Raw genomic sequence first — 16688 nt, 5'->3', positions numbered from 1 at the left:
AAAAGTAGCTATTAATTATATATAATTTAAAAAAGTAAAATATTATTAATTAACATAATTGAGGTATTATATGAAAGGAGATGTATATTACGGAAAAGGTATAAGAGAGTTAAGAGATAGCCATCCTGACTTGTTCGAGTTAGTGTCCAATATAAACGATACTGTATGGGATGGTGAAGTCTTGGATTACAAAACTCAAAAATTAATCGCAATCGGCATTACCGCTTCTCGTGCAGATCCTAGAGCTACTAAAAAACAAATTAGAAGTGCTATTGAAGTATTGGGAATCACTAAAGAAGAGATTGTGGATGTTTTAAGAGTTGTATTGTTAACCTCAGGTATGCCTGCATTTTCCAAATCACTTCAAATATTAAATAGTGTCACTGAAGCTATTGAGGAAGAAAGAGAAGATAAGGCTTAACTTCTCTAAATAATTTTTCTTTTTTTTAGAGGATAAAAGTAGTATAAAGTATTAGAAGTATTGTAAATCCGATATAACATGCCATTCCATAATTTATGAATGCTGTTCTTATTGGATTTGTCAGCTCTATTTTTGTTTTTATTTTAGTTAATTTTGCTTTTTTATATTGGGTTAGTCCGTATAGTCCAAAAATCATCACCAATATTAAAATTAAAACGTAAATCAGTATGAATCCTATGTCGAATGAGGTATAGGCTCCCTGAGTGAGTGCATCTGCGCTTTCAATCACGAATAGGCTTAAGACTGACCCCATTAAATTCAGGGAAATGTGCAATAGGATAGGATAGATGATCTTTCCTGTTTTCATGTAGACATAGGCAAAAAAGCCCCCAAGCAGGAATGCATAAAAGAACTGATTCAGATTTCCGTGCATCAGTCCGAATAATGTTGCGGAAAGTATGATTGAAATTTTAGCTCCATATTTTATGGTTCTGTCAACTAAAAGCTTTCTAAATATCAGCTCTTCAAATATGGGTCCGATAATGCTTATGATTATCAAATTTAGCATTATGTCTGATGAGTTTATCAGGTTCTGAATCGGATTTGCAATGTCGCTTTGGATTGCTGTTCCGATAAGTGCTGTAACTGCAAGTCCAATCATATTTCCAATAATCATCAATGTGAAGCTGATGCAGAAGTAAAGCAGGAATGTTGTAATGTTTAATGAGTCCTTTTCCAGTTTTTCATGTTCTAGCTTCTTCATTAAAAACAACAGAATTGGAAACGGCAGAATATAGTTGCATATTGCTGATATTATGAGGCTGAAATTGATATTGCCCACTATTTCCGAATTATTGCCGATAATGTTGAATATGATTAGGGGAAATACTATTGTGCATATTGCATATATCAGATAGTTAAACCCCATCTTTGAGAAGAATTTCTGATTTGTGTTCAATATTTTCACCGTTCTATTTTTTTCAATTCAATATTGATGTGTTGGCATATTTAAGTATTATATTTTTTAGGTATTCCTAAACTTTATATATTGCTTTGCAAAAATATATTACCATGATTAAAATATTTTTTGGTGCACCTAAATATTTTAATTAAAAGTATTATGGATTGTATTAAAATGAGACATGAAGAATTAATTAACAAATGCGTAGAACATAAACACGCACTACTTTTTGCAGCAGGAATCGCTACTGCAATCGTAGGTAAAAAAGTATTAGAATCAAAAACAGTAAAAGATGCAGCAACTAAAGGAATGGCTGATGTCATGGCCATTAGAAGAGATGCTGAAGAGTGTTTTGAAGACATGAAACAAAATGCGGAAGATATTGTTGTGGATGCCAATGCAGAAACCAAAAAAGAAATCTACGTAGAATCTAAAGAATAAATTTATTTTCAAAGGTTAAAAAATGAAATATGAAGTAATGTATGACAACGGGTCTCGTTTAAGGCTTCGTTCAGGCCAATGGGCTTTCACAAAAAAGGAAGGTTATGGTCTAGCTTCATTACTTTTAAATCAGAGCTTCATACATGAGGTACACACTTCCCATAGGAATGGAAGCATATTGATATACTATGATGAGGGCATTGAAAATAAACAAAGAATTTTTGATATTTTGGATAAAATAACTATCGATGATTTGTTTGAAGCGGAACCAACACAAATTCAGGCTTCTAATGAAATAACCAGTGATTTTTATTTAAAATTAACTAAAATGATTTTCCGCCGTGGAATATTTAAATTGTTCCTTCCAATGCCTATAAGAAATGCATTAACTATCTATCATGCGGCAGAATATATTTGGCATGGTCTTGATAGTTTAACCAGTTTCAATGTTGATGTTGCTTTGCTTGATGGGGCGGCAGTTGCAGGGGCATTATTGCACCATCAATATAAACCTGCAAGTTCAATGATGTTCTTATTGTCAATCTCCGATGCATTGGAGGACTACACAATACAGAAAGCCAAAAGCACACTAAAAGATAGTTTGGCTTTAAACATTGATACTGTATGGGTAGTAGGAGATGATGGTGAAGAAAAACAATGTCCTGCTGTCGACATCGAAAAAGGAGATAAAATCAAAATCCATATGGGTGATGTGATACCTGTTGATGGAAAAGTAATTGAAGGAGAAGCAATGGTTAATGAAGCTTCAATGACAGGCGAACCATTGGCTGTTCATAAAAGGCCTGGAAAAACGGTTCATGCAGGAACTGTGATTGAAGAAGGCAATCTGATTGTTGAAGTTTATTCGATGAATAAGGAAACAAGATTGAATAAAATCATTGACCTGATTGAAAATTCAGAAGCGCTTAAGGCAGATACTCAAAGCAAGGCTGAAAATCTTGCTGATTCAATTGTTCCATACAGTTTTCTTGCCACAGCCCTTACATATCTGATTACAAGAAATCCGACAAAAGCGTTATCTGTGCTGATGGTTGATTTTTCATGTGCAATTAAATTAACGACACCTCTCTCCATTATATCAGCAATGAGGGAAGCCTCTGATAATAGGATGATGGTTAAAGGTGGAAAATTCCTGGAAAATTATGCAAACGCAGACACCATAGTATTTGATAAGACTGGAACATTGACTAACGCAACTCCAGAGGTAGTTGATGTAATCCCAATGTCTAGAAGATACAAAAGGGATGACATCTTAAGAATGGCAGCATGCATTGAGGAGCACTTTGCACATAGTATTGCCACAGCCATTGTAAAGCAGGCAAAAGAAGAAGGTCTTAAGCATGAAGAAGATCATAGTGAAGTTCAATACATTGTCGCTCATGGAATTGTAACGGAATATGAGGGCAAACGTGCTATAATCGGATCCAAACACTTCTTATTCGATGATGAAAAAGTCAAAATGACTAAAACTCAAGAGAAAAAAGTTAAAAAAGCTGCCAAAGAGCATTCTGTTGTCTACTTAGCACTTGATGGAAAACTTGAAGGACTCATATGCATTGATGACCCGGTACGTGACGAAGCAAAATATGTCATTGAGGAACTTAAGGAGTTGGGCATCGAAAATGTCATAATGCTTACAGGTGACAGCGAAAGCGGTGCCCGTGCAGGAGCTAAGGCACTAGGCATTACAGAATACAGATCACAAGTTCTTCCTGAAGATAAATCAAAAATCATTGAAGCGCTAAAGGCAGAAGGTAAAACTGTTATTATGGTTGGTGACGGAATAAATGATTCTCCCGCACTTGCAGCGGCCGATGTATCAGTTTCAATGAAACATTCATCTGATATTGCACGTGAAGTGGCTGACATATCACTATTGTCCGATGATTTGTATGACCTTGTAACACTTAGGAAACTGAGCGTCGGAATGTTGGATAAGATCAATAAGAATTATCATCATATTGTAGCAGTAAATGGTTCACTTCTTGTTTTAGGCGTTTTAGGTGTTATTTCACCTTCCACATCATCAATGGTGCATAATCTGTCTACAATGCTGTTTGGTGCAATGAGTACTCGCTCTGTTCTAAACGAGAATGAATATAATAAAGGTATAGAAGTTGAAGCTATTGAAGTAGCTGATGCTTCTTAATTTTTTTCTTTTTTAATTGATTTTTTTTAAAGTTTTTATATTATTAAATACTAACCTATTAGTGTATAAAGAATTTTTACTAAGTGATTGAATGTATGAGAATTATAAAAGTAAATTAATTTCATTAATTTTACCAATTGTCATAATTATTTTTTGGTATTTAATTACTGAAGGATTTCATATTGTAAATCCCTATATTTTGCCAGGCCCGATTGAGGTTTGCAATTCCGCTTGGGATTTGATCTTGTCTGGAAAACTTCTAAAAAATACTATCGACTCTTTGTTTAAAGTATTCGGTGGTTTAATTCTTGCTTCTATAGTTGCAATTCCTTTAGGAGTGTTGCTTGGATGGTATAAAACTTTAGAGGATTTATGCAGTTTTGTAATAAGTATTTTAAGACCAATTCCTCCGATTGCTTGGATTCCATTCTCAATTTTATGGTTCGGTATCGGTACAGTTCCTGCAATATTCATCATTTTCATGGGTTGTGTCTTCCCTATTTTGGTTTACACACTTGATGGGGTTAAAAGGACTGATAAGGTTTTAATCGAGTCTGCTCAGACTTTGGGGGCAAGTGATGGGAAAGTAATCTCCCGTGTTGTATTGCCTTCAGTATTCCCGTATGTCGTGTCTGGACTTAAAGTAGGTGTTGGAATAGCTTTGATGTGTACAATATCCGCAGAGATGATTGGTTCAAGTTCCGGTTTGGGATATATGATTTTACAGGCTACAAGCCGTTTTGATCCGGGTACTACTGTTGTTGGTATGATTGTTATTGGTTTAATTGGTTTAATTTTGGATTATATTTTCGGATTGGCTCAAAAGAGGATATTCTGGTAGGTGTTTTAAATGACAATCGAAATTAAAAATATTTGCAAATCCTTTGAAGGTAAAAATAAAAATTTATCAGTGTTAAAGGATATTAACTTGACAATTAATGATGGTGAGCTGATTTGTCTTTTAGGCCCATCCGGATGTGGTAAAACAACTCTTTTAAGATTGATTGCAGGTCTTGAACAACCAAGTTCCGGAGAGATTATTGCAAATGGTGAAGTTGTAAAAAAACCATCAGGAGACAGGGCAGTTATTTTCCAGCAGTACTCTCTTTTCCCATGGCTGACTGTACTTCAAAATGTTACTTTTGGTTTGGAAATGACTAAAAAGGGAACAAAAGAAGAAAATATTGCTGCCGCTGAAAGATATCTTGAAAGTGTAGGTTTAATTGATTTTAAAGATAGCTATCCTCATGAACTTTCCGGGGGTATGAAGCAGAGGGTTGCAATTATTAGATCTTTGCTTAATCATTCTCCTATTTTGCTTATGGACGAGCCGTTTTCTGCAGTGGATATGCAAACTAGACACAAGCTTCAAGAGCAGCTCATAGGGGTCTGGAAAAGATTCAATAATACAATCGTTTTTGTAACTCACGATGTTGATGAAGCGGTGTATCTGGCTGATAAAATCGTGATTCTTGATAAAAATCCTGGTAGAATCGCTTCTATCGTTGAAGTTGATATCGAAAGGCCAAGAAGAAGAGATTCAAGAGAATTTATTCAAATTCAAGAATCAATTGTTAAAGATTTAGATATGGAAAAATAATAGTTATAATTTAGCTATTAATGTTCCATAATTTCCATTTTTTATTCCCTCATAAACATAATCGAGGGCTTTTAATATTGATGTGGTTAAATCATTATCCTTTGCAAGATAAGCTACAATGGCAGAGGATAGATTGCATCCTGTTCCATGCAGATTATCTGTTTTTATTAGTTTTTGTTTTTTAATTGTGACATTGCCGTTGATGTTTATTGTGTTTATTCCATCTAGATGGCCGCCGGTTATGATATTGTCACAAACGATTTTTTCAGAAGCTTTTATTGCATCTTCTTCAGTCTTTATTTCAAAATCAGTTAATTTTTCAGCTTCAGAAATGTTTGGTGTTGTCAAAATTGCATGCGGAAGCAAATGCCTGTTCATTGCATCAGCCAAATCTTCCCTTGTCAAATCTCCGCCGGATGTTGCAACCATGACCGGATCCACAACGGCCTTCAGGTCATATTCCTTAATTTTTTTTGAAACCATTTTGATTATTTCAGGGGAGTATAGCATTCCGGTTTTTATAAATTCAATTTCATATGCATCCAAAACGGAATCAATCTGCTCTTCAATGTAATCTTCATTAACGGGAAGTGTTGAAAAGAATTTATATGGGTTTTGGGCAGTAAGTGCAGTTACAATGCCCGTACCGTAAACGCCAATTGCCTGAAATGTTTTCAAGTCAGCAAAAACGCCTGCGCCTCCTGACGGGTCAACTCCCGCAATGGACATCACTATCATCTAATCAGCTCTTGTGACTTTCAACCTTTCGCTTCCACGGTAGGATTCCACACTAACTTTAAGCTCCTTTAAGTATTTTCTGGTATGTGTGTTTGTTCCATGAAGCATAATTTCGCCTAAATCTTCGGTAGTATTCACATCCAACGCCATAAAGAATGAATCATGAACTTGAGGATTCAATTTCTTCCTCTCAGCAGCCTTGATATGCTCCTGGTAGCTGAATCCTTCAAATCTTGTGTGGATTGCCATAGGTTTCATAATTATCATATTGGTTCCTCCGCCCTTTGCCGGAACAATAATGAAATCCAAGCTTTTGGATGCTTCAATCAGCATTCCAACATTTGTTTTTCCAATCAGCGGAATATCAGAAGGAACAATGATGACCTTTTTTGTTTTTCCTTTACAATATTTCATTGCCTGTGTCAATGCTTTATTTAGGTTGGAATTGTCGTTTTCAAGGAGGGTGGTCACATTCAAGCTTTCGGCATATTCCAATACTTGGTCATCTCTGCTGATGATGATAATCTCATCAACATGCTTTTTTAAGGTGTCGGTTACATCCCTAAGCATTGCCTTTAGGAGCTTTTCCCTTTCATCTTCTGTTAAGAAGGGTGAAAGTCTGGTTTTAGCATTTTTGAACTTTGTAACTGGAATTATTGCATATATTTCATCCATAAAATCACTTAATAAGTTTTAGCTATTAAAGCAATATATTTGGCATCTTTGCCGCTGGCTATGCATTTGCCTTCAGATACCTCTTCCTGGATACCCAATACATCATAACCAGTTTTTTCCTCAATTTCGTGGCCGACTTCCTCTTCTCCACACCAGTAGAATTTAACGACATTTCCTGCTTCAACCAATTCTTTTATTTCATCAAGATTGTTTGCAAATTTGACATGTTCCTCTTGGAAATTCCATGCTGTGGCAGAAAGGTTTTCAGAGGTTTTGTCAAGCAAGTCAATAACGTTGTCTGCCAAATCATCATCTAATGAGAGTTCTATTTTTTCGCCTTCATCTCTTCTCATGGCTATTGTAATGTTGTTTTCCAAATCACGCGGTCCGAGTTCAAGTTTGACTGGAGTTCCTTTTAACTCCCAATCAAAGAATTTTTTGCCAGGTCTGATGTCTCTATCGTCAATATTGACCCTTAAGCCTTTGTCTTCTAATTGTGATTTGATTTCACTGCATTTTGCTAAAACTTCTTCTCTTCCTTTGTTAAACAGGATTGGAATAATTGTAACTTGGTTAGGGGATACTTTCGGTGGAAGTCTAAGTCCTTTTTCTTCACCATGCACTGAAATGACGGAAGCAATGACTCTATCTGATACGCCCGCACAGGTTTGATAGACATATTTATGTTCTCCGTCCTTGTCTTCAAAGGTAATGTCGAAAGTCTTTGCGAAAGTTTGGCCTAAATTGTGGATTGTACCAATTTGCAGGGTCTTTCCGTTTGGCATGATTACATCAAAAGCCATGGTATAGTCTGCACCTGGGAATTTGTCCCATTCTGGCCTTTTGGAAATTAAATATGGGATTCCCAAATCATCAAAGAACTCTTTGTAAATTTCAATAAATTCCTGAATTTGCTCATCGGATTCTTCTTTTGTTGCATGAGCGGTATGCGCTTCTTTAAATGTTGTTATTTCCCTAACACGAATTAAAGGCCTAGTATGTTTTGTTTCATATCTGAATGTGTTTACGATTTGATAATATTTGATTGGAAGGTCAATGTGTGACCTGATCCATAATGCATACATCGGATACATCGCAGTTTCACTTGTTGGCCTTAAAGCTAACTGTTCGTTTAATTCTGTCTGACCGCCTTTTGTAATCCAGTATACTTCATCCTCAAATCCTTTAACATGGATTCCTTCCTTAGCAAGTTCTGTTTCAGGAATAAGCATTGGGAATAAGACTTCTTCATGGTCTTCATCTAATAGTTTTTTAATGATGTTCATTGTGTGTTTTCTTATCTGAAAACCGTATGGCATCCATATAGCCATTCCCTTAATAGGATATCTTGAATCAGTAATGTTTGCTTTTTCTAAAATGTCATGAAACCATTCATCAAAATTTTCCACCATATCACCTAATAATTTTTTATAATATTCATTTATTTGTTTTTAATAAGTATTAAATTTAATTAAAAGAAAGTTTTTTAAATTATTTTATTCATATATATTAATGTATAATTTGATTTTAGGAGATATTATGACCAATAGAAAAATACAAATGCCCCGTGAAGTTTACATTGACCCGGGTATAATACATGATACTGCCGAAATTTGTAAATCGTTACATTTAGACAAGAAGTTTTTGATTGTCACCGGCTCACATACATTTGATGTAGGTGCAAAGCCAGTCATAGAAAGTTTAGAAAAAGATGATTTGGAATATGATGTAATTAAAGTCGATAAGGCTACTGAAGAATCCATTTCAGAAGTTGAAGATTCAATCACTCCCGAAACTACAGTTTTAGGTGTCGGTGGTGGAAAGGTCATTGATGTGGCCAAATTATCATCATTCAATCAGGATGTGTATTTTGTATCTATGCCGACAACCGCTTCACATGACGGTATCGTATCTCCTATGGCATCAATAAAAAATCCCAATACATCAATATCCGCTACAGCACACTCTCCGATAGCTGTAATTGCCGATTCGGAAGTCATTGCTCAATCCCCATTCAGATTACTTGCAGCAGGTTGTGCGGATTTAATAGCTAACTTCACAGCTATTAAGGATTGGGAATTGGCGCATCGTTTAAAAAACGAATCATTCAGTGAATCTGCAGCTGCATTGTCAATAATGTCCGCGCATCTGATTACTGATAACATTGCCAATATCAAGCCTAATCTTGAACCGAGTGCCCGTATTGTTATGAAATCACTTTTCAGTGGAGGAATGGCAATTAGCATTGCAGGTTCTTCACGTCCTGCAAGCGGGTCTGAGCATTTGTTCTCCCATGCATTGGATAAGATTCTTGATAAGCCTGCATTGCACGGTGAGCAATGTGGTATAGGTACAATAATGATGATGTATCTGCACGGTGGCGATTGGAAAGCTATCAAAAATGCATTAATGGCAGTTCAAGCCCCAACCACTGCTGTTGAAGTCGGTATTGCTGATGATGATGTCATTGAAGCATTGATGTTGGCTCATAAAATCAGGCCTGAAAGATACACAATTTTGGGAGATAATGGAATTTCCCGTGAAGCAGCTTATGAACTTGCATATAAAACAGAGGTGATTTAGATGATTACATTGATAGGTAAAGATTTGGCAAAAGAAGGCCAGGAATTTGTTTTTTTAGGTCAGGCTCCAGAATGTGAAGATTGCAGATTTAAATCATCTTGTGTTGGAAACTTAGAGTTAAACAGAAAATATGTTGTTTTAGATGTTAAGGATAATGAGCAGAAATGTCCAATTCACGCAGAGGGTATTGTAGTCCCTGTAGAAGTTGACAGGGCTAAAATTGATTTGTTAACTACTTCTAAAAATATTTTTGAAGGATCAACTTTCACATATAATGCTCCTGACTGCGATGAAAAATGTGATTTTCATGATTTATGTTTCCCTGACGGTTTGGCCGAAAACGATAAGTGCATTGTTTTAAACAACGATGGAAAACATAAGGAAGAATGTAAAAAAGGTTTCAAACTTAATAAACTTACTTTAGGATTTGTGATATAATGAAAGATGCTAGTAGCAATAATTCTAGTAAAAAGAATGCCGGCTATAAGGCTGCTGAGTATGTGGAAGATGGAATGGTTTTAGGACTTGGTACAGGTTCAACAACTCATTTTTTCATTGAAAAGGTAGGTATGAGAATTCGTGATGAAGGAATTAGCGTAAAAGGTATTCCAACATCATTCCAATCATTATTAATTGCCAAACAATGGAATATTCCAATCACAACTTTAGAAGAAAACGACATCGATTTGTCAGTTGACGGTGCTGATGAGGTGGATGCTGAATTTAACCTAATCAAAGGTGGAGGAGCTGCTCACACCAAAGAAAAAATAGTGGATTATGCCGCAAAAGAATTCATTGTCATTGTCGATGAATCCAAAGTTGTGGAAGAGTTAGGCAGTTTCCCGGTGCCTGTTGAAGTATTGCCTGATGCATCACGCATGGTCATAAAGGAATTGGAGGACATGGGTGCCAAATGTGAAATCAGAATGGCTCAAAGAAAGGACGGTCCTGTAATAACTGATAACGGTAACTTTGTTATTGATGCTAAATTCGATAAAATAGAATCCCCATCACACTTGGAAATCGACTTGAACACCATTCCAGGTGTTGTAGAGAACGGTATTTTCTCACAAATGGTGGATAAGGTCATTATTGGTACTGAAGAAGGCACTAAAGAATTGTAAGTGATAATATGCCTATTCCCAATGGAAGATCCATTTATGATTTAAAAGATATGGCTTATAAGGTCGCATTCATATTCGGTGCTTTAATTGTACTTTATGGTGTCTTATGGCTGCTTGCAGAATTGGGTGTTATTCCGACTATAGTCTTTGCAATATTCCCTCAAGTCGTATTGATTATTATTGGAATATTCATAATGTATACTGCATTTGAGCAAAAAAAGAAATATTACTAATTTTTTTTAAAAAAAAGAAAATTAAAAGAGATTTTTAAATCTCTTCTATTTTATTGTTATTTTAGGTTTAACTGTTTTTCCGGTAAAGTATTTGGTACCTGCAAATTTAACTTTAGCAGTGTATTTGCCTTTTTTAGTTAATTTGGTAATTTTAAAGGTTGCTTTACCTTTAGCGTTTGTTGTTGCTTTGTAAGTTTTACCTTTAACTTTAAGTGTAACTTTAACTTTGGAAATAGCTTTTCCGGATTTTGATTTTAAAGTAATGGTATACTTTTTAGTTTTTGTTTTAGCTTTGAAAGTCTTTTTAGCAGCAGTTAATTTAGATGCTTGTTTGGTGACTTTAATTGTCACTGTTTTTGTGATTGCTTTGTATACCTTATCACCAGCAAATTTGATAGTTGCCTTTTTAGACCCAATTTTAGTTGCTTTTAATGTAACTTTAGCCACACCTTTAGCGGTTGTTGTTGCTTTGTAGTTTTTACCATTGTAGGTAATAGTAATGGCTTTTTTTGCTAAAGGATTGCCTTTTGCATCCTTAAGAGTGATTGAATAAGAACTGCCTTTTACAATTGCTTGCAAATAGAATGCTTTTGAAGATGCAGTAATTCTTGAGGTTGTTTGAACGTAAATTTCTGTTGTTGCTTTACTGGAAGCATATTTGTGATTTCCCGCATAGCTAATTGTTGCATTATAAATTCCAGGATTCAAATCTAAACTGATTGCAGCACTTCCATTTTCATCAGTGGTTGCATTGTATGTATCCTCACCTATAGTGACGCTAACAGGTGAATTTGCGATTGCTTCTTTTTCAAATCCAGTTAATGTAAATGTTAACTTTCCAGTGTTTGGAGCAGTATATACTGTAGATGCATTAATGTCAACCGGATATTTGTCGAAGTAGGTTCCAATTACATCATCAGCACTTTGATAGCTGTTTTCTGCTTGAGCAAGATAATATACGAATGTTGGTGGGAATGGTAAAGAGTCTAATTTGTAGGAATTTGTTCCGATAGTTACATTATAATAATTACCACCAAGTAAAATGCCTATTCTGCTTCCGGAAATTGAATTGTCAAATATTTTTTCATTTCCAGATCCATATGCTGTGATTCCGCTTATTTTGGAATTGATTACAGTATTGTTGTATACGTTGTGTCCTTGGGAGTGCATTAGGTATATTCCTTCTTTTGCACCGGTTACATTATTATTAAATACAGTTACATTAGGTCCGGTTCCGTGTCTTACATCAATACCGTGGTTTACCGCATTCACGATGTTGTTGTTAGCAATAAGACTGTTTGGAGTTCCAAAGTTCATAATACCTGTGGTGTAAACGTCATGGATATTGTTGTTAGAAACAATGGCTCCTCCACTGTATTCTAGGAAAATACCCCATGATGAACCAGTAATGTCACAGTTGGTTATTGCAACATTCAAACTTTTGGTTGTGTAAATGCCTGCTGTCTTGTATTCGTCGGTTGTTGCGGTAACTTTTGTTGGATTATATCCAGGATATTGTGCAATGATGTTTAAATCATCGATTACAACATTTGTATTATTTACTGAGTATAAAACTGCACGGTATGCAATTGCATATCCGCCATCATCTGTGCCTTTTGTTATTTTTTCAGGAACGTTGCTTAAGTCAATGTTATCAAATCCAATTAAAGTTGCATTATTACCAAGAATCTTAATATTTTTATCAGTATAAATGGAAATATCATTGAATACGGCATTTTCTTCAAAAGATAATGTGTCTCCATCATTCATTGAATCAAGAATATTTTGAATATCTGAATTTGCCATTCCTGAAGTTACAGTATAAGTAGTTCCTGTAGGGTTCAATATTGCATCATAGTCAATATTCACAGCTTTAGGGGTTGGAATCTCACTGTATTCGACATAAGTCACATCACTTCTGCTGCTGTCTGTGAAGGTTCCCATCATGGAAGTTGCACTGCCGTAATCAGCTTTTACTTCAGCAACAAAATATACGAATGTTGGAGGGAATGGTAAGTTGTCTAATTGGAAAGTATTTTCTCCAACGGTTATGTTTGAATATCCTCCACCAAGTAAAATACCGATTCTGGATTTTTGCAATTTATTTCCTTTAATATTTATATTTGAAGAACCATAACAACTAATTGAACTTATTGTACAATTAATTAGAGTGTTATTGATTGCAGTATGTCCTTTAGAGTGCATTAAGTAAATTCCTTCTTTTGAACCGATTACAGTATTGTTGATTACTAGAACGTTTGGTCCGGTTCCGTGTCTTACATCAATACCATGGTTTTCAGCATTGATTATCTTATTGTTTTCAATTATTGTGTTTGCAGATCCAAAGTTTAAAAATCCTGTTGTTTTCTGATTTTTGATTGTATTTGAATCAACTGTACAGTTATTGGAGAATTGGAAGTATAATCCCCATGAAGATCCGTCAAGCACATTGTTTTTAAATGCTAAATTGTTTGCGTTCATTGCATATACTAAAGCATTTGAATAGGTTGCGGAACTGTTTGCTCCACCGGCAATTGTTAAGCCGTTAATCACGACATTATCTGCTTTGACAATGTATAATGTAGCAAGGTTTCCAATTGCATATCCTCCATCTGCTGTTGCTTTAGTAATTATTTCAGGAGTATTATCTTTTGAAGGATTGTCATATCCTATTAATTTAGCTCCATTACCGTTTATTGTTATGCTTTTGTTAACATAGATACAGATGTCTGTATATGTTCCATCTTCGAAGTTTAAAGTATCTCCATCGTTCATACTATTAATTGTATCTTGGATAGTTTTACTATCAGACCCTGCCTTAATAGTATGTTGTGAAGAAGTTTGAATATCATTTGAAGCATCTGCTTTTGAAATTGCTATATTGTCTGTTTCTTGTATAGTTGCATCATCTGCATCTGCTGCAAGGTTATTATTTATGTCTTGAGCAAATGAAGAACTTGAACCTAAGAAAACTACAAAAACTAGGAATATAGCTAATATAAAACTCTTTTTATTCATTATTTCACTCTTTTTTTAATTTTTATCATTGCTATGTTATTTTTGTAAATATAATAATCATCGATAAGCAACTTATTTTATATTGTGTTTTTCATCATATTTAAATTAAAATGTCTTAATTATTACATATAACATTGTTAATATTATTAAAAACTAATTTAATGGATTAATAATCGTTTATTTCGTTATTTTTTGATAAAGTTTATATATTCAGAGGTAGTAAATATTAAATTGTAAAATCAATATAAATGTTAATTTAACTCGTTGTTTTTAAAGGACAACAAATGTTTTTTTAATATTAAATTTTAATCAATAGTTAAATTAGTTCATATTAATTATTCTAAAAATTAATTGCGGCTGTTTGGCTGATAAAAATTTATTGTATTGATTTAAAGTACATATCGGAGAGATAATATGAATAAATTTGCGAATATTTTATTCATATGCTTAGTCGCTTTGTTCGCAGTATCATCTGTCAGTGCTGCAGAAAATGATACTGATATCCTAATGAGTTCAAACTACCAAATATCATCAAATACATCAAATGATGATATTCAAGTCATACTTGACAATGCGCAAGATGGAGATACATTTGAATTCACTGATAAGGAGTATAAGAACATTTCTTTGGTAGTGGATAGGAAAGTAAATATCATATCCAAAGAGAAATCGGTAATTTATACTTCAAGTCAAATAAGTGATAAAGCAAAAAGTCTTAATATGGACAATTCTTTCGGATTTTACTTTACATCCAATAGTTGTGGAAGCATATTATCAGGAATAAAATTGATTGCTTCTAATAGTGATTATGGGATTGTTGCGGATTCAGCGGATAATATAACAATAAAAAATTGCGTTATAACTGGTGGAAAGGATTGTGTATTTGTAAATAATTCAGATGGAATTAAACTACTAAATAACAATATTTCAAAAGCTAAAGAGAATGGGCTTAAAATCAATAATGTAAGCAATTCTTTAATATCAAAGAATACCATGTCTTACAATGGAAGATCTGGAATTGAAACATCCAATATTTATTATTGTAATATAACCAACAATACGGTTCACCACAATAAGTTCAATGGAATTTCTCTATTCAATAAATCCATGGGAAATAAGATCAAATTTAATTTGGCTTATGATAATCCAAATGGTATTTATATCAATTCACAATCCAGCAATGATGTGATAAATTCCAATACATTCACTAAAAATCGTCGGGATACTGACTATGAATTGGGAGCATTCGAATCAGGTAATGGGTTGTTGTTTGGTGCGGACTTTAGAACATCAAAAGAGGGTAATCCTTCAAGACTCGAAGTTAAATATAATGTTTTAACCCACAATGAAGGTTACCAGGCTAAAAACAATCCTGATTTGCCAACATTTAAGCTTGGAGACAATTGGTTCGATTCCACTGATGATGCAGATACTTTTGTTTGCCCAATGCTTCTTGCAGGCATTATGAAAATGGGTACAATATCAGTTAAAAACGGTATTGGTCTTCAAATGTATGATACTGAAGGCAATGAAGTTAAGGAATTTGGAACCTTTGATACAAAGGTCAATGTTGATGGAAATCAGTATACTGCAAAATTTGTCAATGGAAAGGCGACAATTGATGCAAACTTGGATCCTGATAAAGAATATGACATTGAAGTGATGATTGGGGATAAGCCGGTTAAATATACTTATAAGATGGCATCCGGTGAAAAAGATGATAATCAGGATGCTCAAACATCCCAAAATCAAGACGGCGAAAGGGGACTGGATGGATCTAGTTCACAAACCCAAGCGGATTCTGCAGCTGGCGGTTCGTCAAAAGGTAGTGGAAATTTACAAAATGGAACTTCAAATAGTGCTCATTTTGCCAATTCGGATAAATCAGGAGTTTATGGAACAAATGCTTCCGGAAATTACATGGATTCATCTGATAATGGTGAAAGTGCCCTGACTAATGGAGACATTGAAGCTGGCGATGCAAGTGATGGTGAAGTATCTGAAGAGGGAAAAGCATATGAAATTGTTCCTCCAAGCAAAATTTCAAAAGAAATCACCGATACATCAGGACTTGTAGTATTAAGCATTGTCTCCGTAATGGGGATGCTTATTTATGGGTACTGGCGTAAATCTGAGTTTGAATAAAATTTTCCTTTCTCTTTTTTTTCTTTTATTTTTATTAAGTGGTTTTTACAAATTATTAATTGATGACAGTTAAAATTCATTCTCTTAAAATCAATACGTCAAAAAACTTTGAGATTATTGACATCACTTCCAGAATCAACGAATTGATTGAAATTGATAAAGGAATAGTTTCTATATTTTCTAAACATTCCACTTCAGCTATTGTCGTTAATGAAAATGAAAGGGGATTGCTGAGGGATTTTGAAGCAGCAATGGATAACCTAATCACAGATAAATTTAGCTATCAGCATGACAGAATCGACAATAATGCAAGATCACATCTGAAGTCCTTTTTGCTTTCATCAAGCGAATGTTTGCCGATTAAAAATGGGAGATTGGATTTGGGCACTTGGCAATCAGTATTTTTCGTTGAATTAGATGGACCAAGAGCCAACAGAACAGTAACTTTGACAATGGTTGGTGAATAATTGAATAAATTAACAATAATTCTAATAGTTATAATTCTTATTTTGATAATTTTGATACTTGTTTTCAATAATTATGACAGTGTTCCTCAGTTGAGTAATTACTCCCAAATGG

At 34.4% G+C, this 16688-nt stretch carries 16 protein-coding genes; 11 read left to right on the top strand and 5 right to left on the bottom strand.

All coding sequences use genetic code 11. The features are described from left to right. Nucleotides 1–70 precede the first annotated feature (70 nt). Entirely contained in the window at nt 71–421 is a 351-nt protein-coding gene (locus tag QZU81_RS06745) for a carboxymuconolactone decarboxylase family protein (protein WP_292823312.1), read from the top strand. Nucleotides 422–446: 25 nt separating this feature from the next. Here the strand turns inward: QZU81_RS06745 and QZU81_RS06740 are convergent, their stop codons facing one another. Continuing rightward, nucleotides 447–1379 (bottom strand): CPBP family intramembrane glutamic endopeptidase, encoded by a 933-nt coding sequence (locus QZU81_RS06740; RefSeq protein WP_295590596.1) that lies wholly within the window; start codon nt 1377–1379, stop codon nt 447–449. 177 nt (nt 1380–1556) lie between these two features. Between QZU81_RS06740 and QZU81_RS06735 the strand changes: the two genes are divergently transcribed. The 4 genes from QZU81_RS06735 to QZU81_RS06720 all read left to right on the top strand — a co-directional run bounded on the left by QZU81_RS06735 (nt 1557) and on the right by QZU81_RS06720 (nt 5593). Continuing rightward, nucleotides 1557–1823, top strand: coding sequence for a hypothetical protein (locus tag QZU81_RS06735; protein WP_295590593.1), 267 nt, complete (start codon nt 1557–1559; stop codon nt 1821–1823). A 22-nt stretch (nt 1824–1845) separates the two neighbouring features. Beyond that, nucleotides 1846–3993, top strand: a complete 2148-nt coding sequence (locus tag QZU81_RS06730; protein WP_295590590.1) for a heavy metal translocating P-type ATPase — start codon at nt 1846–1848, stop codon at nt 3991–3993. Between the two features lie 91 nt (nt 3994–4084). Continuing rightward, nucleotides 4085–4834, top strand: a complete 750-nt coding sequence (locus QZU81_RS06725; RefSeq protein ID WP_292823300.1) for an ABC transporter permease — start codon at nt 4085–4087, stop codon at nt 4832–4834. Between the two features lie 9 nt (nt 4835–4843). Continuing rightward, nucleotides 4844–5593, top strand: coding sequence for an ABC transporter ATP-binding protein (locus tag QZU81_RS06720; RefSeq protein WP_295590586.1), 750 nt, complete (start codon nt 4844–4846; stop codon nt 5591–5593). Between the two features lie 3 nt (nt 5594–5596). Here QZU81_RS06720 and thiD read toward each other — a convergent pair whose 3' ends face one another. The 3 genes from thiD to proS are packed head-to-tail and all read right to left on the bottom strand — an operon-like array spanning nt 5597 to nt 8418. Then, nucleotides 5597–6331, bottom strand: coding sequence for a bifunctional hydroxymethylpyrimidine kinase/phosphomethylpyrimidine kinase (thiD, locus tag QZU81_RS06715; protein ID WP_295590583.1), 735 nt, complete (start codon nt 6329–6331; stop codon nt 5597–5599). Beyond that, on the bottom strand, nt 6332–7006 hold the full coding sequence (cofC, locus tag QZU81_RS06710) for a 2-phospho-L-lactate guanylyltransferase (RefSeq protein ID WP_295590580.1): 675 nt from the start codon (nt 7004–7006) through the stop codon (nt 6332–6334). 8 nt (nt 7007–7014) lie between these two features. Continuing rightward, nucleotides 7015–8418, bottom strand: coding sequence for a proline--tRNA ligase (proS, locus tag QZU81_RS06705; RefSeq protein WP_295590577.1), 1404 nt, complete (start codon nt 8416–8418; stop codon nt 7015–7017). Between the two features lie 127 nt (nt 8419–8545). Between proS and QZU81_RS06700 the strand changes: the two genes are divergently transcribed. The 4 genes from QZU81_RS06700 to QZU81_RS06685 are packed head-to-tail and all read left to right on the top strand — an operon-like array spanning nt 8546 to nt 10946. Then, nucleotides 8546–9589 (top strand): NAD(P)-dependent glycerol-1-phosphate dehydrogenase, encoded by a 1044-nt coding sequence (locus QZU81_RS06700; RefSeq protein WP_295590574.1) that lies wholly within the window; start codon nt 8546–8548, stop codon nt 9587–9589. Continuing rightward, nucleotides 9590–10027, top strand: coding sequence for a UPF0179 family protein (locus QZU81_RS06695; protein WP_295590572.1), 438 nt, complete (start codon nt 9590–9592; stop codon nt 10025–10027). Continuing rightward, complete coding sequence (gene rpiA / locus QZU81_RS06690) at nt 10027–10713, top strand: ribose-5-phosphate isomerase RpiA (protein WP_295590569.1); 687 nt, start codon at nt 10027–10029, stop codon at nt 10711–10713. Before QZU81_RS06695 ends, rpiA begins: the two co-directional genes overlap by 1 nt. Before the next feature lie 8 nt (nt 10714–10721). Further along, nucleotides 10722–10946, top strand: coding sequence for a hypothetical protein (locus QZU81_RS06685; protein WP_295590566.1), 225 nt, complete (start codon nt 10722–10724; stop codon nt 10944–10946). A gap of 45 nt (nt 10947–10991) precedes the next feature. Here QZU81_RS06685 and QZU81_RS06680 read toward each other — a convergent pair whose 3' ends face one another. Continuing rightward, a complete protein-coding gene (locus tag QZU81_RS06680; protein WP_295590563.1) occupies nt 10992–13964 on the bottom strand; it encodes a NosD domain-containing protein in 2973 nt (990 codons plus the stop codon). A gap of 414 nt (nt 13965–14378) precedes the next feature. On the opposite strand from QZU81_RS06680, the gene QZU81_RS06675 reads away from it, so the two are divergent. Beyond that, nucleotides 14379–16109, top strand: coding sequence for a nitrous oxide reductase family maturation protein NosD (locus QZU81_RS06675; protein ID WP_295590561.1), 1731 nt, complete (start codon nt 14379–14381; stop codon nt 16107–16109). A gap of 62 nt (nt 16110–16171) precedes the next feature. Further along, nucleotides 16172–16576: a secondary thiamine-phosphate synthase enzyme YjbQ gene (locus QZU81_RS06670; protein WP_295590560.1), complete on the top strand. Its 405-nt coding sequence runs from the start codon at nt 16172–16174 to the stop codon at nt 16574–16576. The last annotated feature ends 112 nt before the right edge of the window (nt 16577–16688 follow it).

The sequence above is a fragment of the uncultured Methanobrevibacter sp. genome, assembly GCF_902770715.1.
Taxonomy (GTDB): Archaea; Methanobacteriota; Methanobacteria; order Methanobacteriales; family Methanobacteriaceae; genus Methanocatella.
The sequence above is the reverse complement of the archived record's forward strand: the minus strand, read 5'-3'. Positions and strand labels throughout refer to the sequence as shown.